The following is a 25,719-nucleotide window of genomic DNA, read 5'->3' on the forward strand; positions in this document are numbered from 1 at the left end:
GGGGGGGGGGCGCGCGGGGGGGGGGGGGGGGGGCGGGGGGGGGGGGGGGGCGGGCGGGGGGGGGCCCCCCCCCCGCGGGGGGGGGGGGGGGCCCCCCCCCCCCCCGCCGCGCCCGCAGCACCACCCGCACCACCCCGTCGACGGAGACGGCGCTCGCGCGACCCCTCTCGTCGGAACACCACCGAGAAGGAGTGACATGAGACCCATGGGAGCAGCCGGCGCGCTGCTGAGCGCCGCGCTCGTCCTCGCGGCCCTCCCCGCGGCCACGACGGGCGCGACCGCGGCACCGGCGGCGCCGACCACCACCGCCGCGGCCGCCGCCTCGGGCACCTGGTTCGAGAGCGCGTACACGACCTGGACCGGGCATGCCGACCGCTACCGCGCGTACGTCCGCACGCACGGCGCCTACGACTGGCGCGACGGCAGCAGGATCGAGAACTGGCTGACCGACTGGCAGGAGGTCGACGCGCAGCTCGTCCGCGAGGTGGACTCCGCGCGCGACACCTGGCGCGTCGACGTCCCCGGCCTGCCGCGCGGCACGTACGACCTCCAGGTCCGTGCCGCCGACGGCACGACGGTCGTCTCGACCGCCGCCGACCTGCAGACACGGTCGTTCCCCCGCGACGGCGCGGCGTTCGTCCCGTCGGACCAGGACGTCTACGGCTTCCCGGGCAGCAACGACGCCGCCCAGGACGGCGCGGTCGGCGGCTACCTGCCCGACGGGCGCGTCGACCCCGACGCCCGCGTCGTCTACCTGACCCCCGAGACCATGGCCGCCTTCCCCACGACCGTGTTCTCCGCCGACCGCGGCGCGACCGCGGACGAGCGGACGCCGCTCGTGGTGCGCGTCGTCGGGACCATCGGCTCGTTCGACGCCGTCGCCGCGACGAAGGCCGCAGCGGGCGCCGACGTCCCGCCGGGCGTCAGCGACAGCCGCATGCTCACCATCGGCAAGGGCAACGGCAACGTGACCGTCGAGGGCGTCGGCACGGACGCGACGCTGTTCGGGTGGGGCATCAACACGGGCGGCGCGATCAACGTCGAGTTCCGCAACCTCCACCTCGACCAGTGGTACGACGACGCGCTCTCCCTCGACGGCGGCGGCACGGGCACCCGGGCGTCCAACTACTGGGTGCACGACAACACGTTCGGCTACGGCCAGAACAAGCACCTCGCGCTCGGGCAGGACCCCGACCAGGCCAAGGGCGACGGCGCCGTCGACATCACGAACCACGCGCGGAACTACACGGTCGACCACAACCTCTTCGCGGGCAGCAGCAAGGCGATGCTCGTCGGCGGCGGCGCGTCGTCGATCAGCGCGCACTACGGGACCATCGACCACAACTGGTTCAAGGGGTCGGAGGAGCGCACGCCGCGCGTCCGCAACGGCCGGGTCCACGTCTTCAACAACCTGTACCAGGACATCCAGGGGCACCCCTACCACAACCAGCTCCTCGACCAGAACACCGGGTACGGCATCGGCGCGGGCCACAACGCCACCATCTGGGCCGAGGGCAACATCTTCGACGACGTGAACTTCCCGTTCCTACGCAGCCGGCAGGGGCACTCGCGCGGCTTCCAGGCGATCGACTACGAGCCGGGCCCCGGCGAGTCGGCCGACGCGAACGCGGGCTACAACCACTTCTTCGGCGACGCCCCCGGCTTCATCGTCTCGAAGGAGGCCGTGACCGAGGGCGACTTCCCGACGAGCGTCGCCGGGTTCCGCCAGACGTCGGACTACCTGCCCGGGCTGACCGACACGAGCCTGGCCGACCTCCGGGCGGCGGCGCTCGCCCTCGAGCCGAACGTCCTCGACGACGCGTCGGCGCGGTACTTCGACCCGAAGCTCGACGTCGGCGTCGTCGTCGCGGCGGGGTCGACCACCACCAACCCCACGATGACGGCCAGCCCGGCCGCACAGCTCGACTGGGCGTTCCGGCCGAACCGTGAGGGCGTCTGGCCGACGGACACGACGGCGCAGACCGCCGCCCTGCGGGCGGAGATCGAGACGGACGCCGGAGCGCAGAAGGCGCTCGCCGCGACGTCGGCTCCGGCCGCCCCGACCGTCACGGACGTGCGGATCAACGACGAGGTGCGCTCGGCGATCAGCGCGTTCATCCCCGCACCGGGCAAGGTCGTCGTCCAGCCCGGGACGTTCACGATCGACTGGGCCGGGCGCGACGTCCAGACGGCGAGCTACGAGCTCCAGTGGGACCAGGGCACGGGCGACTGGGCGACGGTCACGACAGTCCCGGCCAGCGCACGTCCGACGACGTTCGTCACGCAGTCGATGAACCAGTTCGCGACGCCCGAGACGGTCAAGGTGCTCGCGGCGGCCACCGACCGGGACGCCCAGTACCTGTTCCGGGTCCGCGCCGTGAACGACGTCGGCGCGAGCCCGTGGTCGAGCACGTTCGTGCTGAACGGGACGCTCGTCGGGGCGACACCGTCGGTACACGTGGAGAAGCGGGCGGGGGCGACCGACGCGCTCACGGTCACGGTGACCGAGCGGTTCGCGAACGGGGTCACCGCCGACGACGCCGAGACGTACCCGATCCGGAACAACGCCTCGGGCACGTACGCCGTCGGGCCGTACCGGGTCTTCGTGGCGACGAAGGGCAACACCCAGGTCCGTGAGGTCCGGATCGTCGAGTAGCAGGGCGGGCGGGCCTGGCGCACGCGCGCCCGGCCCGCCCGCCGCACCCCCCGTCAGCACCCTCGAAGGAGAGCGGAAGATGCGCACGGCACTGCACGGACCCCTCGCCCTCGCGCTCGCCCTGTCGGCGAGCGCGTCCCTGGTCGGCTTCGCGGGACCGGCCGCCGCGACCCCGACGGCCGGTCTCGGGACCACGGCCGACGCCGCAGCGGCGAGCGCCGCCACAACGTCCGACGCGAGCCCCGCGAGCGGCCCGGCGGTCGACGACCTCGTCCCCCTCGAGACCGCGACGACCGACCTGCGGACCGTCCTCACGGCCGCGCAGCATCCGGACGTCACCGCCGTCGCGCGGCTGCAGTCGCAGCTCGCGGCCCTCACCCCGCTCACGCGCGACGTCGCGGCCGCCCACCCGACGCCGTCGGGAGGGGACCCCGCGGCGACAGTGCTCGCCGACGCCCGCGACGCCGCGCGCGCCGCGCAGGCCGTGATCGCTGACGTCCCCGCGGCGGACGGCGAGGTCACGGTGACCTTCGACACCGGCGGCGGCAGCGCCGTCGAGCCGCAGCAGGTGGCCGCGGGCAGCACGCTCACGGAGCCGGCCCACCCCACCAAGGACGGTGCGGTCTTCGTCGGCTGGTCCACGGACGCCGCCGGGACCGGGCACCTGTGGGACTTCCGCAACAACACCGTCCTCGAGTCGACGACCTTGCACGCGGCGTGGGTCCAGGTCGACGCGACCCACCTGCTCCTCAACGCGTACGCGACCGACGACGAGCTCGCGAGCCCGTACGTCGCGGCGACGCTCCAGACGCTCGGGGCGCTGTCCGACGACCAGCGGCACCTGACGCTCCCCGCGGGCACGACCGTCTACGTCGCGCCCGGCGTGTACTGGACGGACCAGACCTACCGCGAGGGTGGCGTGATCGACCCGCCCAACATCGGCCTCAGCATCCTCGGCGAGGACGTCACCTTCCTCGGTCTCACGGACGACGCGACGGACGCGATCGTCGCCGGCAACCGCGGCGAGGGCGGCGAGTCGGGCCTGGGCGCCAACGGCAGCTGGTACTCGCTCGGCGTCTCGTCGGGCTTCCGGAGCGAGAACCTCACGATCGCCAACTACGCGCAGCAGGACCTCGTGTACCCGCGCGACCCGTCGCAGGACGTCGCCAAGCGCATCGACTCCAAGAACCACGCCGAGGTGCTCACGCGGGCCGACGGCACGGGCACGCCGGACCGGCTGACGTTCGAGAACACCCGGTTCGTCGGGTACCTCAACATGATGATCAACCTCGCTCCGGCCCGCGCCTACTTCAAGGACAGCTTCTTCCAGCTCACCGACGACTCGATCTTCTCGGGCGGCACGAACGTCTACGAGCACTGCACGTTCCACTTCTTCGGTAACCACCCGTCCTTTAACGGCGCCGACAAGGGCGGGATCGCCGTCCTGCTCGGCAGCACGGTCGTCGGGATGCCGCAGATGACGGCGACCGACCTCTACCTCGCCAAGCAGTCGAGCCCGATCGGCCCCGACGCGAACGCCATCTTCGCCGTCCTCGACACGCAGTTCACGGGCCGGATCCAGTCCGTCGAGTGGGAGAACGTCGTCCGCGAGGACGCACGGCACTTCGTGTCGCACAACACGATCGGCGACGACGGCAGCCCGCTCGTCATCAGCCCCGCGCAGCCCCAGACGTCCGTGACTCTCACGGGCGACGCGCTCGACGCGTTCAAGGTCGGCGACGAGTACAACGTCTACAACCTCCTCAAGGGCGACGACGGCTGGGACCCGAAGGGCCAGCACGACGCCGCCTGGGAGCCGTACTCGAACCTGCCCTACCGGTTCCTCGTGGGCGCCACCGGCAAGACGCTGTACTCCGACCGGACGGACGACACCAACCACGCCGTCCTCACCCCCGCGCCCGCGCCCGTGGGCTCGGTCGACGTGCGCGACACCACGTGGTCGTACGACACCCACCTGCTCGAGGGCACGGTCGACCCCGCGACCGGCGTCCTCACGGTGACGGCGCGGCCGAACCGGACGGGCGCCGTCGTGCGGACGATCGTCACCGCGACCCTGCCGAGCGGACTGTCGGCAGGCGCGACCCTGTCGATCCGTCCGGTCGCGGTCGCGCCGCCCGTCGTCACGGGCACGTCGATCGACCTCGGCGCCGACGTCGCGACGCTGCGCTACACGCTCGACCAGCTCGGCTACAAGGACACGTCGGTGATCGACTGGTACCGCGAGAGCGGCCCGGACACGACCGACGGCGTCCACGTCGGCACCATGCGCAACGACGCCGCCGGCTTCTTCGTCGACGACCCGTACACCGACTACGCGCTCAGCCGGTACGACGTCGGCTCCTACCTGCGCGCCGTCATCACGCCGAAGTACGAGTTCAGTGGGACGGGCGCCCCCGTGACCGTGCGCACGACCCGGCCGGTCACCGCGGCCGACGTCACCACGACGACCCTGTCGACCGACTTCAAGAACCTCTTCCTCACCGACGAGGACCACCTCACCACCCAGGGCCGGTGGTTCTTCGACCGGGTGACCGGCACCGCCGTCCCATGGGGCTGGGGCATCGGCACCAACGGCACCGACAAGGTCTGGGGCCTGCAGAACAACTCCGGCGGCACGGGCACGCGGCTCGTGTTCGGCCAGCCGGGCGGCTACGGCGACATGGCGTTCACGCTCGACTACTCGTCGAGCAAGGTCGAGGGCCAGGGCTTCGGCGGCAACGGCCAGTTCCTCGACCTCTACGTCAAGTACGACGCCGCGACCCGCACGGGGTACGGCCTGCACGTCGAGCGCACCGCCGCGGGTGGCTCGAACGCGACGATGTGGAGCCTCGCCCGCTTCGACGGCGACACCCGGACCCACCTCACCGCGCCCGTGCGGACGGCCGCCTTCATGCCGAAGAGCACGCTCACGGTCTCGGTCGCGGGCGACACGCTGCGGGTCCGGGCCTCGACCCGCTCGGCGCGCACGCCCCTCCAGGTCGAGCAGGGCCTCGGCAACACCGTCGACCTCGCGTGGACGGACGGCACCGGCGCGCTCGGCGCCGCCACCGCGGGCGGCTTCGGCGTCCGCATCAACAACTCGGGCAACTCGTCGTACGACTACGCGGGCAGCGGCACCACCACCAACAACACGGTGATGCTGCACGGCGTCCGGGTGGACTCCTCGCCCCGGGCGGCCGTCGTGACGTTCGACGCCGACGGCGGCACGGAGACCGCTCCCGCGACCGTGCCCCTGGGCGGGGTCGTGGCGCGGCCCGCCGACCCGACGCGCGGTGCCGACCTGTTCGCCGGCTGGTCCAGCGACGAGGACTGCCGGGCGCCGTACGACTTCGGCACCCCCGTGACGGGCGACCTCACGCTCCACGCCTGCTGGGAGACGCTCGTCTCGGCGGTCCCGACAGCCACCGTCGAGCAGCTCGCCGGGCCGACCAACGACCTGACGGTCACGGTCACCGAGACGTACTCCCGCGGCACGACGAAGGCCTTGACCGACACGTTCCGGATCCGCAAGAACGCGTCCGGGACGTACCCGGTCGGGTCGTACCGCGTGCACGTCGCAACCCGGGGCAACACCGAGGTCCGGGAGGTCCGGCTCGTGCCGTAGGCCCCGCCCGCCGCGGAGCACGCGATCCCCGCCCGCCGAGCACGGGCGGGGATCCCGTGCTCAGGCCGGGTCGACCCGCAGGGTCAGGACCGCGATGTCGTCGTCGTGCAGGTCGCCCGGCACGAGCGCCCGCACGACCTGGACGGGCGCGACCCGGGGTGCGCCGTCGTGCCCGGGGGCGACGGGCTCGCCCCCGGCGCCCGGCCCGCCGCCCGCGAGGACGGCCGCGAGCCGGTCGAGGCCACGGTGCAGGTCCTCGCCGCGCCGCTCGACGAGCCCGTCGGTGTAGAGCACGACGGTGTCGCCCGGCTTCAGCCCGACCGCGTGGTCGTGGCGAGCGGCCCCCGGGGCCACGCCGAGGATGAGGTCGCGCGCGCCGTCGAGCCGCTGCACCGCACCCGACGCCCGCACGACGAACGCGGGCGGGTGCCCCGCGCTCGACCATGTGAGCGTGCGGGCGCCGTCGGCCTCCGGCGACCCGAGCCGGGCCAGCAGCACGGACGCGGTCGCGCGCACCCCCGTGCCGACGTTGGCGGCGTCGAGCTGGGCGAGGGTCTCGGCGGGCGTCCGGTCATCCCGCCACAGGTACCCGCGCAGCAGCGACCGGAGCTGGCCCATGAGCGCCGCGGCGTCGATGTCGTGCCCGGTGACGTCGCCGATCGTCACCGCCACGTCGCCCGACGGCAGGACGAGCGCGTCGTACCAGTCGCCCCCTACCTGGTCGCCCAGGACCGCGGGGACGTAGGCGCCGTCGAGCGTGACGCCGTCGGGCGCGGGGAGGTCGGTGAGGAGCGCGGTCTGCAGGACGTGCGCGACGTCGTGCCGGTGCTGAAGGAGGCGCGCGCGCTCGAGCGCGACCGCCGTGTACCCGGTGACGGTGGTGAGCAGGTCCTGCAGCGGGTGGTCGAAGACGCGGCGGTCGGCCCAGCGCACCACGATCACACCGAGGATCGCGTCGCGGGTCCGCAGCGGCAGCAGGGCCAGCGCGCCCGGCCCGCCCTCGGCCGGCATCCGGGGGAACCGCTCGGTGACCTCGTCGTGCGTCTCGAACCAGAGCGGCTCGCGCGTCCGCAGCACCTGCACCGACGGCCAGTGGTCGTCGGTGAAGAGGTCGTCGCTCCAGATCGCGTCGCCCAGGCCGGGGACGTCGCCGTGCTGGACCCAGCGCAGCACCTTGCCGCGGGCGTCCGCGAGCGCCACCGCGCCCCGGACCGCGCCCACGCGTTCGACGACGAGCCCGCACGCGACGTCGAGGACCTCGTCGACGGTCGTGGTCGCGGACAGGGCCTCGGCGACGTGGAGGAGCGTGCGGGCGTTGCGGTGCCGGCGGGTGGCGGCGAGCTCGGCCGACCGCGCGCGCCGGCTCTCCTGGCGGAGGCGGACCTGCGTCGCGCACGCCTCGGCGAGGTCCGCGAGGACGCGGAGCTCGTGGTCGGTCCACGCGCGCGGCTCGTGCGTGATCGCGCAGAGCGTCCCGACGGTCGTGCCGGCGGTGTCGATCACCGGGTAGCCCGCGTAGGCGGCGACGTCGAGCTCACGCAGCGCGGGGCTGTCGAGGGAGTCGGCGGCGCGGACGTCGGGCAGGACGAGCGGGTCGCCCGTCGCGAGGACCTGGCTGCAGAAGGAGTCCGCGATGGCGAGCATGCGGGTGCGGGCGTACTCGCCGGTGAGCCCGACGGCGCCGGGGAACCCGACGTACTCGTCGTCGCGCTTGAGGGAGACGAGGGCCACGGGGACGTCGAGGTGCGCGGACAGGAGGCGGGCGAACCGCTCGTACGCGGGGTCCGGCGCGGTGACGGCAGGCGCCGGCGGGCGGGGCGCGGTGTCCGCGACGGGTCCTCGCGTGTGCGTCATGGCGGCATCATGGCAGGTCCCCCGGGGCGTTCCCCGGAGCGGTCCGGCTCGTGTCGGCGGTGGGAGCGCTCCCGCCCGGGGCCCTCACCTCAGCGTTCGGTCGAGACGCCCCGCGCGAGATTCACCCGCGCCTCCCACGGTCGCAGGGCGACGACGGCGCCGTCGGGCACCGGCACCGTGTCCGGCAGGTTGGCGAGGACGAGGTCCCCGAGACCCGGCCCGGAGGGGTCGGCGAGCTCGCTGAGCGCGACCTCCTGCGGGTCGGACGACACGTTCACCACGACGACGAGGCGGACGCCGTCGAGCTCGCGCGCGTACGCGTAGACGTGCGGGTGGTCGGCGGCGAGCATCGTGAAGTCGCCGTCCGCGACGACCGGCTCGGCGTGGCGGAGCGCGACCAGGGCGCGGTAGTGCGCGAGGGGCGACGTCGGGTCCTCGCGCTGCGCGTCGGCGTTGAGCCACGTGTGGTTGGGGTTGGCCGCGAGCCACGGGGTCCCCGTCGTGAAACCGGCGCCCGGCTCCTCCGACCACTGCACGGGGGTGCGCGCGTTGTCGCGGCCCATGGCGCGGATGCCGTCGAGGAGGACCTCCGGGTCGTGGCCCGCCGCGACCTGCTGGCGGTAGTAGCCGACGGACTCGACGTCGTCCACGTCGTCGATCGAGCCGACGGGCGCGTTCGTCATGCCGAGCTCCTCGCCCTGGTAGACGTACGGCGTCCCGCGGTGCAGGTGGAGGAGGGTCGCGAGCGCCGTCGCGGACTCCCGCCAGTGCGCGCCGTCGTCGCCGAACCGGGAGACGACGCGGGGCTGGTCGTGGTTGTCCCAGTACAGCGAGTTCCAGCCCACGGACCCGAGCTCGACCTGCCACCGGCCGAGCGACGCCTTGAGGTCGCGCAGGTCCAGCGGCACGGGGTCGAACTTGCCGCCCGGCCCGTGGTCGAGGCCGACGTGCTCGAACTGGAACACCATGTCCACCTCGCGGCGGTTCGGGTCGGTGAACGCGATCGCCTCGTCGAGGGTCACGCCCGGCGTCTCGCCGACCGTCAGCAGCTCGCGGTCCGGGTACCGGTCGAAGACCTCACGGTGCATCTCCTGCAGGTACTCGTGGACGCGCGGTCCCGTCGTGTAGAGGGGGCTGCCGTCGCCGAGGGCGCCGTGGCCGTTCGGGGCGCCGTCCCGCAGCGGCAGCACCTTGGAGATGAGGTTGATGACGTCCATCCGGAAGCCGTCGACACCCCGGTCGAGCCACCAGCGCATCATCGCGTAGACCGCGTGCCGGACCTGCGGGTTCTCCCAGTTGAGGTCCGGCTGCTTCCGGTCGAACAGGTGGAGGTAGTACTCGCCGCTCGCCTCGTCGAGGGTCCACGCCGGCCCGGAGAAGAAGGACTCCCAGTTGGTCGGCTCCGCGCCCGGCGCACCCGGCGCGAAGCCCTCGCGCGGCGGGTGCCACCAGTACCAGTCGCGGTGCGGGCCGTCCGGACCCCCGTCGCGAGACGACACGAACCACGGGTGCTCGTCGCTCGTGTGGTTGACCACGAGGTCCATGACGAGCTTGATCCCGCGGTCGTGCAGGGCCGCGAGAAGGCGGTCGAAGTCGTCGAGCGTCCCGAACATCGGATCGATCGCCTGGTAGTCGGCGATGTCGTAGCCGTTGTCCGCCTGCGGCGACGTGTAGATCGGCGACAGCCACACGACGTCCACGCCCAGGTCGCTCAGGTGGTCGAGGCGCGACTCGATGCCCGGAAGGTCGCCGACACCGTCCCCGTTCGAGTCCGCGAACGACCGCGGGTAGATCTGGTAGACGACCGCCGACTTCCACCACGAGCTCATGGCCCCCACGCTACGTGTCCGCTCACACCTCGACGCGGCGCCCTTCGCGCGCCGCGACCCGGGCGGCGTCGAGCACCTCGGCCGTCCGGACGGCGTCGGCAGGATCCACGGGTACCTCGCCGTCGTCGCCCACCCACGCGTCGACGCGCCGGTAGAAGTCGGCGTGCCCGCCGGGCGCGCGCCGCACCGCGGTCTTCTCGCGCCCACGGACGAGCCAGCCCTCCGAGTCTGCGGGGGCGTCGGCGTCGAGCACCTCGAACGGCGACGCCTCGGACGCCGTCTCGTAGGTCGTGACGAGGTACGCGGCGCTGCGTCCGAGCACCCGCGTGCGGGGCCCCGGCGCCCCCACGACCGACCCCGCCCAGAGCCGGGACACGACCCCGCCGGGCACGGCTCCGGCGCCGTCGACCGCGCCACCCTCGGCATGCTCGAGCTCGAGGAAGACGTCGTCCTCGGTCGGGGTGGTGTGGGCGCGCAGCCGCGCGGACACGGACGTCACCGGCCCGAAGAGCTGGGTCGCGGAGTCCACGAGGTGGGGCCCGAGGTCGAGGAGCAGCCCGCCGCCGACGGGGTCGTTCTCCTTCCACCGGTCTCGCGGGACGGGCCGGAACCGCTCCCAGCGGCGCTCGAACGTGTGCACCTCGCCGAGCTCCCCGCGTCCGACGACGGCGGCCAACGTGAGCTGCTCAGGGTCCCACCGGCGGTTCTGGAAGACGGTGAACGGGGTCGTGCCCGCCGCGTCGACGACCTCACGGGCCTGGGCGGCGTCCGTCGCGATCGGCTTGTCGAGGACGAACGGCACGCCCGCCGCGGACACGGCCGCCGCGTGCTCGACGTGGAGCTGGGACGGGCTGGCGATCACGACGACGTCGAACGTCGGGCCCACGGATCGCGGCCCCCCGCTCCGCGAGGCGAGAAGGGCCCCGAGGTCGTCGTGCAGGCGGACGGCGGGCCAGTCGCTCGCCGCCTGCATACGCCGCCCAGGGTCGCGGACGACGACGTCGGTCACCACGCCGCCCGCCTCCCGGATGAGCCGGGAGTGGATGCCGCGGCCGGAGCCGCCGTAGCCGACGAGGGCGTAGCGCGTGGAGGTCATGCGCCATTGTCGCGTGATCCCCGCCGTCAGGACATCCGGCGATCGGCGGCTACCGCCCGCCGCGCTCGAGGCGGGACGACGCACCGACCCCGGGTGGGTGCGGGCTCCTGCGAGCGACGATCACGGCAGGCGGGTGCTCACCGCTCGAGCCCGGCCTCGAGCGCGGCCAGGTCGTCGCCGAGGCGCAGGCCCGCAGCGCCGAGGTTCTGCTCCAGGTGCGGGATCGAGGTCGTGCCGGGGATCGGAAGAACGTTCGGTGCGCGGTGCAGCAGCCAGGCGAGCGCGACCTGGGAAGGAAGGGCGCCGAGACGCCGGGCGACGGTGTCGACCGGGCCGCCGGGTCGCGCGTGGTCGCCGATCGCGAGCGGGAAGAACGGGATGAAGGCGATGCCGTGCGCGGCCGTGTGGTCGACGACGGAGTCGTGATCGCGCGCCGCGAGGTTGTAGAGGTTCTGCACGGCGGAGATCGGCGCGACAGCGCGTGCCTGCTCGAGCTGATCGACCGTGACCTCGGACAGGCCGATGTGGCGGACCTTGCCCTGCTCGCGCAGCTCAGCCAGGGCACCGACCTGGTCGGCGAGGGGGTAGGCGGGGTCCAGGCGGTGCAGCTGGAGAAGGTCGATCGCCTCGACCCTCAGCCGGCGCAGGCTGAGCTCGGCCTGCTGCTTGAGATAGGCCGGGTGCCCCAGCGGCACCCACTCGGTGGGCGACGGGCGCACGTTGCCGACCTTGGTCGCGATCACGACGCCCTCCGGGTACGGGTGCAGCGCCTCGGCGACCAGCTCCTCGCTCCCCCCGAGCGCATAGGCGTCGGCGGTGTCGACGAGCTGGACCCCCAGGTCGACGGCGCGGCGCAGCACGGCGATCGCCGACCCCGGGTCGGCCGGCGCCTTCCAGATGCGGGCGCCGGCCTGGGTCCCGTCGCCCGTCGCGTCGGTCAGTCGCATCGTTCCCAGACCGAGGCGGCGTACGGGCAGGTCACCGCCCAGGAAGAAGGTGTCGCCGGCAGGAGTTGCGGTGTTCGTCGTAGCAGTCATGCCCGGCACGGTAGGAGCTACCACCAGTGTCAGATGCAAGGGAGACAGGATGAGCGGTCCGGACGACGACGGCCTGAGCATCGGCGAGCTGTCGCGGCAGACCGGCTCCAGCGTCCGGTCTCTACGCCACTACGAGCTCAACGGGCTGCTCGACGCAGCGCGCACGAGCGCCGGGCACCGCCGGTTCACGACCGACGACGTGGAGACCGTGCGGCGCATCAGGATGCTGCTCGACGGCGGCCTGCCGCTGGTCATCGTCGAGAAGGTGCTGCCCTGCTTCACCGACCAGGGTGCGCGCCTCGACACGTGCGTCGCGGACTATCTCCGCGATCACCTGCGGACCGTCCAGGAGCGGATCGCCCACCTCGACCAGCAGCGAGAGACCATCGCACGGCTGCAGCACCTGGTCGTCGCCTGAACCCTCGCTCGCGAGCGGCGTGGCGCAACGCTTGAAGGCCTTGTCGCGGTCGGCGGACCGTTCTACGGTGTAAGTAAGTGGTTACTTATCAGAGGAGAAGATCCATGAACACCACCGACCGACTGACCCCGGAGCTCTTGCGGGAGCAGCGCACCATCGTCCTCGAGACCCGCAAGCGGGACGGCACGTGGGTCGCGACGCCCGTGAGCGTCGTCGTCGACGAGGATGGGCGCGTGTACTTCCGCACCTACGACGCCGCAGGCAAGTACAAGCGCCTGCGGAACGACCCGCACGTGCGCGTCGCGCCCGCGACACGCCTGCGCGGTCGTCCCACCGGACCTGCGGTCGGCGGCACGGCGCACCGCGTGACCGGCGCCGACGAGGACCGCGCACGCGACCTGCTCGCTGCCAAGTACGCCCTCCTCCAGCGCCGCCTCGTGCCGTGGATGCACCGCAACCGCGGCTGGGCGACCGTCCACTACGAGCTCACCCTCGATGGCTGAGCCGCACACCCGCGACGCGGTCGTCGCCGCGGCGATGGACCTGTTCGGACGCCAGGGCTACCGCGCGACGACGATCGCGCAGATCGAGGCAGCCGCGGGCCTCTCGCCCGGCGCGGGCGGGCTCTACCGGCACTTCCGCTCCAAGCGCGCGCTGCTCGAGGAGGGCCTGCGCCGCCAGGCCGAGCAGGGCCGCGGGCTCGCCGCGTTCCTCGACGACCCCGCCGGCCTCGCCGCGCTCCCCGTGCGCGACCGGCTCGTCGCCGTGGCGCGTGCCGGCCTGCGCCGTCTCGAGGAGGAGCGCGACGTCAACCGGCTGCTCGTCCGCGACCTCGCGGCGTTCCCCGACCTGCTCGCCCAGGTCCGCGAGCAGGAGCTCGCGGCCGTCGTCGGCGCCGTGGCCGGCTGGCTCCGCGCGCAGCCCGAGCAGCCCGTGGGCACGCCCGACTGGGACGCGCTCGCGTCCGTCGTCGCGTCGTCGGTCAGCCACTACTGGGTGCTCCGCGACGTCTACGACGGCGAGCACCCCCACGGGATCGACGAGGACCGGTACCTCACCGCCCTCGCCGACCTCGTCGCGCGGACCTGGGTCGAGGGCGCGCCGACCGCCCGGACGGCCTGACCGCCCGGACGACCGGCGACCGCTCAGAGGACCTGCGAGATCCCGATCGCGCTGCCGTCGCCGTCGTGCACGACCGCGACGAGCATCCCGCCCACGTCCCGCGGCTCCTGCACGACCGTCGCCCCGGCGGCCGTGAGCGCCGCGACGGTCGCCGCCGCGTCGTCGACGGGCCAGTACGGGATCGGTCCCGTCGTTCCGTCGGGCGACGGCGTGATCCCGACGTGCTGCCCGCCGTCGCCGTACCCGACGTAGTACGGCTGGTCGACGTCGGGCTCGCCGAACAGGGCGGTGAAGACCGCCTTGCTCGCGGCGACGTCGCTCACCGTGTAGATGACGCTCCGTGGCTGGGTCATAGCTCGTTCTCCCTGCTCGCGGCCGGCGCACTCCACGCTGGCCTCTCCGTGCTGACGACCCCCTGACGCGCGCCGGCCCGTCGGTGTGACCGGGCCGGCCGCCGCCCGTCAGGTCAGGTCGTCGTGGTCCCCGCGCACCCAGGCGACGTAGCGGTCGGCGGACCGGCGCAGGACGCCGTGCCCGTCGGCCGCGATGCGCCCGTGGAAGTTGTGGTAGATCCGGTCGAACGCGAGCGGCTCGAGGCGCGCCGCGATCCGCTCGACCACCGCCGGCGAGAGCGGGAGGTGGTTCGGGTACGAGCGCATGAAGGTCACGGACTTCCGGTCCGCGTTGACGAAGACCGTGTCGCCCGACAGCAGCGCGCCCTTGCCGTCCTCGGTGCCGGTCCAGTGCACGACGCCGCTGCCCGGGAAGTGCCCGCCGACCTGGTGGAGCGTCAGCCCGGGCACGATCTCGCGCGTCCCCGACCAGGTCTCGACGACGTCGTCGGGACGACCCACCCACGACGCGTCGGCCTCTGAGACCAGGACCGGCACTCCACCGAGCCTCCGGCTCCACTCCACCTGGACCCCGAACATGTGCGGGTGGCTCGCGGCGATCGCCACGACCTCGCCCAGCGACCGCACCGCCTCGACGGCCTCGTCGTCGAGGTATCCCAGCGGGTCCCACAGGAGGTTGCCGTGCGGTGTGACGACGACCTTCGACTCCTGCTCGATCCCGACGCCCGGGTCGCCGCGCAGCGCGTGCAGGCCGGGCTCGAGCTCGTCGACGCGCACATGGCAGCCATCTGCCGCGAGCTCGGCGAGCGTCGTCCAGGTCTGGCCGGACTCGACCACGTACTGGCGCTCGTCGGCGCAGATGGGGCACAGCTCGGGGCGGTCGGAGCGTTCGACGCCGCAGGTGCGGCAGATCCAGAAGTCGTCTGAAGCCATGGGGTCGATCCTGCCGGGAGCCCCGGACATCCGCGCCCGGAGATCACTCGTCCCAGGCGGCCGCTCGAGCCCGGCGGCGACGAGCGGCGAGCCACCGGCCGCCGCCGGCGGGGAGGGCGCCCGCGAGGACGCCCCACACGAGCGCACCGGCCGTGATCGGGTCGAGGTCGCCCGGCCGGCCGAGCTGCTCCCGCAGCGCGAGCGCCGTGAGCGTCCCGCCGACGACGGCCCCTGCGACCGCGAACACCGTCACAGCCACCTGCTCGTGGCGAGCGGGCGGGCCGAACCGGCGGACCGCGGACTCCAGGAGCCGTGCCATCGAGAACCCCGCGAGGGCGGTGACCACGACCGCGGCCAGCCCCCCGACGAGCCCGAGCACCATGCCGAACCCGACGAACGTGGTGTCAGCACCGGGCTCGTCTGCGGTCATCGCGCCGTCGACGAACGCCGCCACCAGCGTCACGACGACCCACAGCCCGACCTGGATCGCGAGCGCGTACCCGGTCGTCCGCCAGGCGAGGGTCGTGACCGGGACCGGCAACGACCGGTCGGGCGCGCCGTAGCGCTCCGCCCGCAGCTCGTCGGCGACCTGCCGCATCAGCCCTCCCCGCTCGTCCTGCGCCCCAGTCTGCCGTGACCGGAGGCCAGGCGGGACCCGGCCGTCGTCGAGGACGGGGTCGCGCACCACCCGCGCCGAGCGCTCAGGCGCGGACGGCCTGGGCGCCGCGCGAGCGGCCGGTCACCAGCAGGACGACGCTCGCGACGACCGCGAGCCCGATCGCGACGACGGCGTACCCCTGGGCGGTCGCGAGCAGCCCGCCGCCGTCGACGACGAGGACCCCCGCGACGACCGCGGGCACGCCCATCGCGAGGTACGCGACGACGTAGAGCACCGAGAGCAGCCCGGCGCGCTCGTGCTCGGCGGCGAACGGCACGGTGAGCCGGATGCCGCCCGTGAAGCTCGCGCCGAACCCGAGCCCCGCGACGACGGTCCCGACGAAGAACAGCGCGAGCGACCCGGTCGACAGGGAGACCAGCGCGATGCCGAGCCCGACGACGAGCGCCGGCATCGCGAGCAGCAGCACGGTCCGCGCGGGCACGGACCGCACGAGGTACACGCTGAGCGCGCCGCTCCCGGCGAGCGCGAACAGCGACGCTCCTCCGGCGAGCACCCCCGCGGACGGCGCCAGGAGGTGCACGAGCGACGGGCCGAGCGCCCCGTAGAGGCCGGCGAGCGACCAGCTCGCGAACAGCGCCGGCACGACGCCGAGCAGCGTGACGCGCGCGGCACGGGGCGCCCCCAGTCGCGGCCGGAGCGAGGCGAGCGCGCCGGGCCGGGCGCACGCGAGGGTCTCGGCCATGAGCAGGATCCCGATGCCCTGCACGACGAACACGCCGATCAGGAGGTCGTACACGAGGTGGGTCGGCTGCGGCAGGTACTGCACCAGGACGCCGGCGCCGAGCGCGCCCGTCGCGGTCCCGATCGGCGTGGCGACCGCGTTGGCGAGCGTTCCGTGCCGGGCCGAGAGGTCGAGGAGGGCCGCGCCCACTGCCCCCGCGGCGGCGCCGGTCGCGACGCCCTGGACGACGCGGGCGAGCATGAGCGCGTCGACCCCTGCGGCCGTCGTGAAGACGATCATCGACCCGATCTGGAGGCCGACGGCGCCGAGCAGCACCGGGCGCCGTCCGACGTGGTCCGAGAGGCGGCCCGCCACGAGCAGCGCCGCGAGCACGGCGACCGCGTAGACCGCGAACACCGCCGTCGTCGTGATGGGCGTGAACCCCCACTCCGCCTGGTACGTCGCGTAGAGCGGCGTGGGCGCGCTCGACGACGCGAGGAAGAACACGATGACGGACAGCAGGAGGGCGAACGCGACGGCGTCGGGCAGGCGGCGGGAGCGCCGGACGACGACGGCTGCGGCGCGCGGCGCGGGAGCCGCGTCGTCGCGGGCGGTGACCGGGTGGGTCTGGGTGCCGAGCATGTCGTCCTCCCGGGCGGTCGGTCCGATCGAGCCAGCCAGACAGGTCTGTCTGGCGAGGCTTCACAGTAGACAGACCTGTCTGTTAGAGTCAAGACATGAGCACGACAGCCACCGCCGGCTCCCCCGGGTCGGCCACCGACCGCCGGACGGCCCGCGAGCGTCTGCTCGACGCCGCGAACGAGCTGTTCTACGCGGAGGGCGTCCACACGGTCGGCATCGACCGGATCATCGAGCACGCGGGCGTCGCCAAGGCGTCCCTTTACAGCACGTACGGCTCCAAGGACGAGCTCGTCCGCGCGTACCTCGTGCTCCGGCACGAGCGCATCCAGGCGAGGATCGAGCGGCACGTCGCCGCGCACACCGACCCGCGCGAGCGCGTGCTCGCCGTCTTCGACGCGCAGGCCGAGCGGTTCGCCGAGCCCGGGTACCGGGGCTGCGCGTTCACCGCCGCGGCCGCGGAGTCCGAGCCCGGCAGCGCCGCCGTCGAGGAGACGGAGAACTACCGCGCCTGGCTGGTCGGCGTCCTCACGGAGCTCTCTCGCGAGGCGGGCGCGCGCGAGCCGGAGGCCCTCGCCCGGCGCCTGCAGATGATCTACGACGGCGCCGGCCTGGCGATCCGCATCGACCGCGCCGCGACCGCCGGGCCCGACGCCCGCGACGCCGCCGCGACCCTGCTGGACGCCGCGCTCGCCTGACCGCGCAGCCGTCGTTCGCATCGTTTCGACCGACGTGCCAGAGTGACCGGGTGACCTCTCCGCGCACCACCGTCGAGCCGGTGTCGAGCATCCGCGACGCGGCCGGCGGGATCGTCGCGCTCACGCTCGCGACGTTCGCCGCGATCACCACCGAGATGCTCCCGGTCGGGCTCCTGCCGCAGATCGGCGACGCGTTCGACGTCTCCGACGGGACCGTCGGGCTTCTCGTCACCGTCTACGCGTTCATGGTCGCCGTGCTCGCGCTGCCCCTCACGCTCGGCACCCGGCGCCTCCCCCGCAAGGGCCTCCTCCTCACCACGCTCGCCGCGTACACCGTGAGCAACGCCGTCGTCGCCGTCGCGCCCGCCTTCGGGGTCGTCGCCGGCGCCCGTGCCCTGGGAGGGGTCGCGCACGCGCTGTTCTTCTCGCTCAGCATCGGGTACGCCGCGCGCCTCGTGCGGCCCCACCTCACCGGCCGGGCGATGGCGCTCGTGACCGCGGGCGCGTCCGCGGGGTTCGTCCTGGGCGTCCCGCTCTCGACGACGCTCGGCACGGCCGTCGGCTGGCGGCTCGCGTTCGCGGTGCTCGCCGGGGTCTGCCTCGTCACGACCGTGCTCGTCGCGGCGTACCTGCCGCCCGTCGAGTCGGACACCGCGCACACCGCCCCGGTCACCGGACGACGCCCGCAGCTCGCGACCGCCGTGACCACCAACGCCGTCGTCTACCTGGGCCAGTACGTCGTCTACACGTACGTCGCCGTCCTGCTGCTGCACTCCGGCGTCTCGGAGGACGGGGTCGGTCCGGTGCTGCTGGGCGTGGGCGCGCTCGGCCTCCTCGGCCTGTGGTTCAGCGCGGCCCGGCTCGACGTCGCCCCGCGCCGGACGGCGATCCTCGTCCTCGCGGTGCTCGCGGCCTCGCTCGCGGCGCTCGCCCTCGCGTTCCCGTCGCGCGGCGGCGTGCTCGCCTCGACCGCGGTGTGGGGCGCCTCGTTCGGCGCCGTGGCCTCGATCTTCCAGACGGCGGCCGTGCGGACCCGCGGCGCCTCCCCCGACGTCGCGGGAGCACTGGTGAACGCGACCGCGAACGTGGGCATCGGGGGCGGCGCGGCCCTCGGCGCGCTCGTGCTCGACCGCAACGGGCTCGGCACGCTGCCGTGGCTGGGTGCCGCGCTCGTGGCCGCCGGCCTCGTGATCGTCCTCGTCGGGCGCCGGGCTTTTCCGCCGACCTGAGCGGTCAGACCCAGGTCCGGCGGACCGCCGCCTTGGTCCCGGTGACGAGGCTCCCCGCGGGGACGTCGTCGGCGACGACGGCGCCCGCCGCCACGACGGCGTCCTTCCCGATCGTGACTCCCGGGAGGATGGTGGCGCCCGCGCCGATCCAGACGTTCTCCTCGACCTCGATAGGAGCGCCGGTCAGGTAGCGGCGCCGCGGCTCGGGCTCGACGGGGTGCCCGACGGTGATGAACGTGACCTGTGGCGCGATCATGACGCGCGGCCCGATCCGGATCCCGGCGTAGTCGAGGAACGTGCAGCCCTGGTTCACGAACACCCGCTCCCCCAGCTCGAGGTGGAGCCCGTGGTCCGTGTAGAAGGGCGGGTGGATCGTCACCTTGTCCGGCAGCGGCGACCCGAGGAGCTGCTCGAGGACCGCGGCCTTGCCGTCGCGGTCCTCGAACGGGAGGGCGTTGAGCCGCGCGGTGAGCGCGTACGCCTCCTCGACGCGCGCCGCCATGGCCAGGAACTCGGGGCTGTGGATCTCCATCAGGTAGTCGCTCGACACCGGGCGATCCTCGCACCCGCCGCCCACGGGTCGCGCCCGCGGCGTCGACCGTCCCGGGTCAGATCGGGACGGCCACGTCCGACCCGCCCTCGTGCGTCCAGCGCGCCGCCACCTGGACGACCGACGCCTCGGGGACGAACCCGCCCGCGAACAGCGCCTGCCCCTGCAGGAAGTGCGGCGACGCCGCGAGCAGGTCCGCGGGCGCGTACCCGAAGACGTCCCCGAGCTCGGCGAGGTCGCGCGGCGAGCTCATCCGCATGAGCGCCAGGTTGTCGCACTGCGAGAGCGCGTTGACGTGCACCTTCGACGGCCGCTGGGTCGACAGGACGAGCCAGAGCCCGTACTTGCGGCCCTCCGCGGCGATCTGCACGATGCGCTCGGTGAGCGCGGCCTCGACGTCGGACTCGGGGTCGGGCCGGCAGAGGTTGTGGGCCTCGTCGATGACGATGAGCATGGGCTTGCGCTGCTCGCGCGTCGCCCACAGGTGGTCGAGCACCGCGAGCGCCGCCACCTTCGCCTCGAGCTGCTCGTGGAAGCCGCCGAGGTCCATGACCGTCGCGCGCGGCCGCTCGTCGACGACGTCCTCCGCCGACTCGTGACCGCGCGCCCACACGTCCCAGTCGAGCACGCCGAGGTTCTCGAGGCGGCGCAGCAGGGCGTGCTTCGCGGGGTCGTCGGAGTCGCGCAGCACGCTCGCGAGGCGGTCGCTCTCGAGCGGCCCGACCTCGCTCTCGAGGTGCAGGAGCGCGTTGTACTCGGCGGCGTCGCGCACGGGGTCGATCTGCAGGGTCGCAGCCCGCCCCCGCAGGGTCATGTCGATGTACCGGACGTGCAGCGGGGTGGCGTCGCCGAGCCCGCGCGGGCGCAGGACGCGCACGTCGAGCGCCGCGAGCGCGGCGGCCGTCTCGGGGTCGGTCTCGTCACGGACCTCCCCCAGGCGGACGAAGTCCGCGTTCGGGTCGAGGACGAGCATCGGCACCTGCGTCCCGAGCAGCAGTCGCTCGAGCACGACGCCGAGCGCGTAGGTCTTGCCGGAGCCGCTCTGGCCGCACCAGAAGGTGTGCCGGTTGAAGCGCGTCGCGCGGAGCGTCGCCGGGGCGTCGCCGTCCGCGTCGGCGAGGGTCCCGATGGTGATGTCGCCGGTCATGCTCGCACGGTAGCCGCGGCCCGACGGCGGCGCAGCGCGGGGCGTGCGCCGCCGTCGGGCGGGCGTGGGAACCGTCGGGCTCAGCGGGTCCCGAACGCCCGGAGCACGGTCTGCTTCACCGCGTTGCCGGCGTCGTCCGAGGCCGTGACCTGCAGGCTCACGGCGTTCGCGCCATGCCGCGGGACGGCCAGCACGGTGGTCCAGGACGACCCGAGCCGGAGCGCCGGAGCGGTGCGCCAGGTCGCGCCGTCGTCGTAGCTCACCTTGACGCTCACCGTGCGGATCTTCCCGGCGTGCGCCACCCCCTCGTCGAACGACGGAGTGACCCGGAGCGGCACGAGCGAGCCGGCCCGCACGGTACCGTGCCGGTCGGTGGCGACGTCGTACCCGAGCTGCAGGAACGGCAGGGCGGTCGTCTCACCGAACCCGCCGTCGGCCGGCCTCGCGGTGTCCGCGACGAACGTCCAGTCGGTGGTCTGCCGCGTGCTGTACGCGAAGTCCCCGGGGTCGCTCGTCGCGGTCTGCTCGAACGTGAACGTCCGCAGCGTGTCGTCCTTCTGGGGCACGTCGACGTACACGGCCTGGCTGTCGCCCTCGCCGAGCACGGTGCCGTCCTCGCTGAGGCTCGAGTGGACGACGGCCGCGTCGCGCGTGCCGGTGACCCCACCGGCACCGCCGAACGACGGCACGTTGAGCGTGAACCAGGTGTCCTGGTTCGTCGGCCCCCAGTACCCCGGCCCGGTGTGCTGCGACGCGAGCGGCGCGAACCACCGCTGCGTCACCCGGGAGCCCGCCGCGAGAGACTCCTGCTCGCCGCGCTGCTCCCAGCCCGTCTGGTGGTAGACGTCCGAGTACCAGGTGGTGCCGGCCTGCGTGGACACGTAGTCCGTGCGGGTCGAGTCCGTCGGCACCTGGTCGACCTGACCCAGGCACGGCGGCCATTGGTAGTCGCGGCAGTCGTACCGCGCCTCGTTCGCGGTGCGCGTCCGCGTGTCCGAGAAGACCGAGGTGACCGTGGCGAGCGTCCGGGCGGCGGGACGGACGGAGAGCGTCGCCGGGATCGCGCCGGGGTAGCTCTGCGACACGTCGTAGAGGTAGCCCGGGCTCGCGAGCGCGGTCCCCGCGAGGGTCACGGAACCCCGCGCGAGCAGCGCCGTCAGCCCTGCGGACGTCGTCGGCGTGGCGAGCACGACGGGCACCGTGACCCCGCCCAGGTACACGCCTGCGACGGAGTCGTCGCCGGCGGCCAGGACGACGAGCGCCGCACCCGCGTCCTGCGCCGTGGTGAGCTGCGCGGCGAACGTGTCGACGTCGCCGGCGGGCGTCACGACGACCGCCTTGCCCCGCACGCCGGACGCCGGGTAGTCCGCGGACGCACCCGCCCCGACCTTCACGGCCGCGAGCCGGACCTTGCCGTCGAGCCGCGCCGACCCGTTCAGGTAGGTCGCGTCGAGCGCGACCGGCTTGCCCTTGCCCTGGGCGGCCACGTCGAGCGGCGGCTGGGTGGCGCGCCAGCGGACCGCGAACTCGTACCGGCCGCCCGCGACCTTCCCGGTCGGCGCGGCGTAGAGCGACGTCGTCGCGGAGGGGAGCTGGAGCGTCGAGCCGTACGTCGCGTACGTCCCGCCGATCCCCGAGTCGTGGAACCACTGCAGCCGCTCCGAGGCGACCTTGCTGGCCCTGGGCGTCGTCAGCGTGACAGGGACGGCCTTGCTCGCGTCGAGCGTGAGGTCGACGTCGTGGTCGCTGATGACGAGGTGCGGGTTCCCGACGAGCGCCACCCCGGACGTCCCGGGCTTCGCACCCGCGACGTCGAGGTACGCCGTCGCGACGTAGGTCCCGGGCGCGAGGCGCTGAGCAGCGACCCTGCCCGTGGCGGGGTCGATCGGCAGCGCGTACGCGTACTGGTCGCCGTAGCGGTAGAACTCGACCGTGCCGCCGACCGGCTTGCCGTCCCGTCCGAGCGCCGCGAGGTCCAGGGTGTACCGCTCGGACTCGCGGTAGAGCGCCACCGAGGTGCGGACCGTCCTGGCCGCGCCCTCCACCGTGCCCACGACCTCGCCCGTGAAGCTGCCGTAGCCGGTGAAGTCGTCGACGTCGCCGGTGAGCGTCACGTCCGACGAGCCGTGCGCCGGGACGGTGACCGTGCTCGCGGACAGGTGCGCGGCGTCGGTCTTGTGACCGTCGGGGTCGTCGAGCGTGAGGGCGAGGTCGAGCGTCACGGCCGCGTCCGTCGCGTTCGTGTAGGTGAGGGTCCTCGTGACCGGGTCGTCGCCGTCGTGCGGCCAGTCGTACCCGCCGAGGAAGCCCGAGCCCGATGCGTCGACGCCGTCGAGCGCAGCCGGGACGTCGAGCCGCCCCGAGCCGACCTCGTAGACCGTCTCGTCGAGGGCGTCCGTCGACGAGACGAGCGCCGCCTTGAGCTCCTGCCCCGTCCAGTCGGGGTGCGCCTGGTGGACGATCGCCGCGGCGCCCGCGACGTGCGGCGTCGCCATCGACGTGCCGTCCATCGAGGTGTACCAGCCCTCGCCGCCGTCCTGCGCCTGCTGCGAGCGTGCGGCCACGATGCCCTGGCCGGGGGCGGACAGGTCCGGCTTGATCGCGTCGTCGCCGGTGCGCGGGCCCCAGCTCGAGAACTCCGCGCGGTGGTCCGTGCTGTCCGTCGCGCCGACGGTCAGGGCGTCGTCGGCTGCACCGGGCGCGCTCACCGTGCCCGAGCCGTACGCGTTGCCGGCCGCGACGACGAACAGGGTGCCCGTCTCCTCGGACAGCGTGTTCAGCGCCTGCGAGATGGGATCCTTGCCGTCCGTGAGCGTGGGGTCCCCGAGGCTCATCGAGACGACGTCCGCGTTCGCGGCACCCCACTCCATGCCCGCGACGATCCACGAGTCCTGGCCGTAGCCGTCGTCGCCCAGGACCTTGCCCATGAGGAGCTTCGCGCCGGGTGCGACGCCGGTGTACTCGCCGTCGCTCTCCGTGCCGCGGCCGAGCACCGTGGACGACACGTGCGTCCCGTGCCCGACGACGTCGACGTCGGCCTGCTCGGCAGGGACGAAGGACTTCGTGGTCGTGATCGCGCCCGCGAGGTCGGGGTGGGTCGCGTCGACGCCCGTGTCGAGGACCGCGACCGTCGAGCCCGTGCCGTCGTAGCCCTCGGCCCACGCCTTGTCGGCGCCCACGATCGTGCGGCTCCAGTCCAGCGCCGCCGACGCCGCACTGCCGGTCCCGGCCGTCTTCGTCGCAGCCGCAGCCTGGGCGGAGGCGGCCTGCGCGGCCGAGGCGTTGCCGGCCGAACCCGTGGTGTCGGTCGACTGCACGCGGCCGTCGAGCCACAGCTTCGTGACGCCGCCGGCGAGCGAGACCGACGACGACGCCGAGCGGGCCTTCGCGGCCTTCGGCGCCGCCAGCGCTTTCCAGAAGGACGTGGCGTCCTTCTTGCTCGTCGCGAGCGCGGCACCGTCGATGCTCGGCAGGCTGCGGACCGTGCGGGCGGCGGGCAGGGCGCTCCGTGCGGCACGGGTCGGCGCGTACTGGGCGACGAGCGGGACGGACGAGGTCGTCTCGTCGTCGTAGCGGTCCTCGAGCAGCTGGGTGACGTCGAAGAGCCGCCGGTCGAGGACGCCCGCCGCGACGTACGGCAGCGCCGCCGTCGGGGTCGCGACGACGTGCCCGCCGACGGTCTGGATCAGCACCGCGCCGTGCGAGCCCGTGCTCGCGTCGGTCGCGACCGCGAGCGTGCCCTGGTCGGTCACGCTCACGTCGAGCACGTCGCCCGTGACGAGGGTGACGGTCGTGGAGCCGTCGGCGAGGGCGGGGGTCGTCGGGGCGGTGGCGGCGCCGTCGTCGCCACGGCTGGTTCCCGAGGTCGCTGGCGTCGTCGCGCGGTCGGCTCCCGACGCCGCGGCGGCGCCGGTGAGGCCCGTGGCCGCGAAGGCGACGGCGGCGACCACCGCCGTCGGCCGCAGCGCGCGTCTGCGAGGCGGATGAGTCACGGTCGTCTCCTTCGTGAAGGTCGTGGTGGATCGACCCTGCCCGCGGCGTGTCCCGGGTCACAAGCAGGGACGCGCGGCAGGATTACGCCATGGCGGGTCTCCGCCAGACCGATGTTTCGGCCGCGTGACGGGGAGATGCCATGCTCGACCGCGTGCTGGGCCTGACCCCTCTCGAGACCCGTGCCTACCGGACCGTCGTGGGCCTCCCGTCCGCCTCCCACGAGCAGCTCGCGGCCCACCTCGGCGAGCCGCCCGACGACCTCGTGGGCGCCCTCGCCACCCTGGAGGCGCACGGCCTCGTGACCCGAGGAACGGACGGCTCGTTCGCCGCCGCGCCGCCGTCGATCGCGCTCGGCGCGCTCCTCACCGAGCGGCGCAACGACCTGCGCACCACCGAGCTCGAGCTCGGCCGGCTCGACGCGCTCTACCGCGACGCCGTCGCCGGCCGCAGCCCCGACGACGTGGTCGACGTCGTCGAGGGCGCCGACGCCGTCCGGCAGCGCTTCGCCCAGCTCCAGCTCGGCGCCCGGGAGCGCGTCGAGGCGTTCGTGCGCCCTCCCGTCTCGTTCGTGAGCGGCGCCGAGAACACCGCGGAGGACCGCGCCGTCGAGCGCGGGGTGCAGTACCGCGCCGTCGTCGACCGCGCGATGCTCCACACGGGCGCACTCACGGTCGAGCAGGTGCGTGCCGCGCAGCGGGCGGGCGAGGAGGTCCGGTTCGACGACCGCGTGCCCGCGAAGGTCGTCATCGTGGACCGCCGGCTCGCGTTCGTCGCGACGGCGTCGAGCGGACCCGGCGGCGACGAGGCAGGCTCGGCGCTGCTCATCCGCGAGTCGGCGCTGCTCGACATCGTCGTCGCGCTCTGGGAGGCCCACTGGGCGCGCGCGACTCCCCTGGTGACGGACGCGGGTGCGCTCGCCGCCCCGGTGGGCGCGCGGCTCGGAGACCTCGACGCCGCGGTCCTCGGGCTCCTGCTCCTGGGCTTCACGGACGAGGTGATCGGGCGCCACCTCGGCACGTCGCTGCGCACGGTGCAGCGCCGGGTCCAGGGCCTGATGGTGCTCGCCGGGGTGACGACGCGCCTCCAGCTCGGCTGGTACGCAGCCCGATCGGGCTGGATCCCTGACCCCGGCGACACCATCTGACACCACGAGCAGGAACTCGTGGTGTCAGATCTCTTGACGTGACACCACCGTGGTGT

The 25,719-nt window shown here is 73.9% G+C and carries 19 protein-coding genes; 8 read left to right on the forward strand and 11 right to left on the reverse strand.

All coding sequences use genetic code 11. The features are described 5' to 3' along the window. Positions 1-196 precede the first annotated feature (196 nt). Together ACFT5B_RS13730 and ACFT5B_RS13735 are read left to right on the forward strand one after the other, a co-directional pair. Positions 197-2,656, forward strand: a complete 2,460-nt coding sequence (locus tag ACFT5B_RS13730; protein ID WP_386799158.1) for a hypothetical protein — start codon at positions 197-199, stop codon at positions 2,654-2,656. A gap of 79 nt (positions 2,657-2,735) precedes the next feature. After that, entirely contained in the window at positions 2,736-6,281 is a 3,546-nt protein-coding gene (locus ACFT5B_RS13735) for an InlB B-repeat-containing protein (RefSeq protein WP_386799160.1), read from the forward strand. Between the two features lie 60 nt (positions 6,282-6,341). Here ACFT5B_RS13735 and ACFT5B_RS13740 read toward each other — a convergent pair whose 3' ends face one another. From ACFT5B_RS13740 to ACFT5B_RS13755, 4 genes are all read right to left on the reverse strand, one after another. Further along, a complete protein-coding gene (locus ACFT5B_RS13740; RefSeq protein WP_386799162.1) occupies positions 6,342-8,135 on the reverse strand; it encodes a GAF domain-containing SpoIIE family protein phosphatase in 1,794 nt (597 codons plus the stop codon). A gap of 89 nt (positions 8,136-8,224) precedes the next feature. Then, the gene (locus tag ACFT5B_RS13745; protein WP_386799164.1) at positions 8,225-9,964 is read right to left on the reverse strand and encodes an alpha-glucosidase; all 1,740 of its coding nucleotides are present in this window, start codon (positions 9,962-9,964) and stop codon (positions 8,225-8,227) included. A 22-nt stretch (positions 9,965-9,986) separates the two neighbouring features. Next, positions 9,987-11,060 (reverse strand): Gfo/Idh/MocA family protein, encoded by a 1,074-nt coding sequence (locus ACFT5B_RS13750; RefSeq protein ID WP_386799166.1) that lies wholly within the window; start codon positions 11,058-11,060, stop codon positions 9,987-9,989. A gap of 137 nt (positions 11,061-11,197) precedes the next feature. Next, positions 11,198-12,097: an aldo/keto reductase gene (locus tag ACFT5B_RS13755; RefSeq protein WP_386799168.1), complete on the reverse strand. Its 900-nt coding sequence runs from the start codon at positions 12,095-12,097 to the stop codon at positions 11,198-11,200. Between the two features lie 49 nt (positions 12,098-12,146). Between ACFT5B_RS13755 and ACFT5B_RS13760 the strand changes: the two genes are divergently transcribed. The 3 genes from ACFT5B_RS13760 to ACFT5B_RS13770 all read left to right on the forward strand — a co-directional run bounded on the left by ACFT5B_RS13760 (position 12,147) and on the right by ACFT5B_RS13770 (position 13,637). Next, on the forward strand, positions 12,147-12,515 hold the full coding sequence (locus tag ACFT5B_RS13760; protein WP_386799170.1) for a MerR family transcriptional regulator: 369 nt from the start codon (positions 12,147-12,149) through the stop codon (positions 12,513-12,515). Between the two features lie 104 nt (positions 12,516-12,619). Then, positions 12,620-13,018, forward strand: coding sequence for a PPOX class F420-dependent oxidoreductase (locus tag ACFT5B_RS13765; RefSeq protein WP_386799172.1), 399 nt, complete (start codon positions 12,620-12,622; stop codon positions 13,016-13,018). Continuing rightward, positions 13,011-13,637 carry a TetR/AcrR family transcriptional regulator gene (locus ACFT5B_RS13770; protein WP_386799174.1) on the forward strand — a complete coding sequence of 209 codons (627 nt, stop codon included), beginning with the start codon at positions 13,011-13,013 and terminating at the stop codon, positions 13,635-13,637. Before ACFT5B_RS13765 ends, ACFT5B_RS13770 begins: the two co-directional genes overlap by 8 nt. Before the next feature lie 23 nt (positions 13,638-13,660). On the opposite strand, the gene ACFT5B_RS13775 is transcribed toward ACFT5B_RS13770, so the two are convergent. The 4 genes from ACFT5B_RS13775 to ACFT5B_RS13790 all read right to left on the reverse strand — a co-directional run bounded on the left by ACFT5B_RS13775 (position 13,661) and on the right by ACFT5B_RS13790 (position 16,905). Next, entirely contained in the window at positions 13,661-13,990 is a 330-nt protein-coding gene (locus ACFT5B_RS13775) for a VOC family protein (RefSeq protein WP_386799176.1), read from the reverse strand. A gap of 108 nt (positions 13,991-14,098) precedes the next feature. Then, positions 14,099-14,923 (reverse strand): hydrolase, encoded by an 825-nt coding sequence (locus ACFT5B_RS13780; RefSeq protein ID WP_386799178.1) that lies wholly within the window; start codon positions 14,921-14,923, stop codon positions 14,099-14,101. 43 nt (positions 14,924-14,966) lie between these two features. Then, the gene (locus ACFT5B_RS13785) at positions 14,967-15,521 is read right to left on the reverse strand and encodes a hypothetical protein (RefSeq protein WP_386799179.1); all 555 of its coding nucleotides are present in this window, start codon (positions 15,519-15,521) and stop codon (positions 14,967-14,969) included. A gap of 103 nt (positions 15,522-15,624) precedes the next feature. Then, entirely contained in the window at positions 15,625-16,905 is a 1,281-nt protein-coding gene (locus ACFT5B_RS13790) for an MFS transporter (RefSeq protein ID WP_386799181.1), read from the reverse strand. Between the two features lie 95 nt (positions 16,906-17,000). On the opposite strand from ACFT5B_RS13790, the gene ACFT5B_RS13795 reads away from it, so the two are divergent. Beyond that, positions 17,001-17,600, forward strand: coding sequence for a TetR/AcrR family transcriptional regulator (locus ACFT5B_RS13795; protein WP_386799183.1), 600 nt, complete (start codon positions 17,001-17,003; stop codon positions 17,598-17,600). 50 nt (positions 17,601-17,650) lie between these two features. Then, a complete protein-coding gene (locus tag ACFT5B_RS13800; protein WP_386799186.1) occupies positions 17,651-18,829 on the forward strand; it encodes an MFS transporter in 1,179 nt (392 codons plus the stop codon). 4 nt (positions 18,830-18,833) lie between these two features. On the opposite strand, the gene ACFT5B_RS13805 is transcribed toward ACFT5B_RS13800, so the two are convergent. The 3 genes from ACFT5B_RS13805 to ACFT5B_RS13815 all read right to left on the reverse strand — a co-directional run bounded on the left by ACFT5B_RS13805 (position 18,834) and on the right by ACFT5B_RS13815 (position 24,518). Next, the gene (locus ACFT5B_RS13805) at positions 18,834-19,379 is read right to left on the reverse strand and encodes a sugar O-acetyltransferase (RefSeq protein ID WP_386799188.1); all 546 of its coding nucleotides are present in this window, start codon (positions 19,377-19,379) and stop codon (positions 18,834-18,836) included. A 58-nt stretch (positions 19,380-19,437) separates the two neighbouring features. Continuing rightward, positions 19,438-20,526 carry an ATP-binding protein gene (locus ACFT5B_RS13810; RefSeq protein ID WP_386799190.1) on the reverse strand — a complete coding sequence of 363 codons (1,089 nt, stop codon included), beginning with the start codon at positions 20,524-20,526 and terminating at the stop codon, positions 19,438-19,440. Positions 20,527-20,606: 80 nt separating this feature from the next. Further along, on the reverse strand, positions 20,607-24,518 hold the full coding sequence (locus ACFT5B_RS13815) for a S8 family serine peptidase (RefSeq protein WP_386799193.1): 3,912 nt from the start codon (positions 24,516-24,518) through the stop codon (positions 20,607-20,609). Positions 24,519-24,658: 140 nt separating this feature from the next. Here ACFT5B_RS13815 and ACFT5B_RS13820 point away from each other — a divergent pair, with 140 nt between their 5' ends. Next, positions 24,659-25,663: a TrmB family transcriptional regulator gene (locus ACFT5B_RS13820; protein WP_386799195.1), complete on the forward strand. Its 1,005-nt coding sequence runs from the start codon at positions 24,659-24,661 to the stop codon at positions 25,661-25,663. The last annotated feature ends 56 nt before the right edge of the window (positions 25,664-25,719 follow it).

The organism is Luteimicrobium sp. NPDC057192, assembly GCF_042670205.1.
GTDB lineage: Bacteria > Actinomycetota > Actinomycetes > Actinomycetales > Cellulomonadaceae > Luteimicrobium.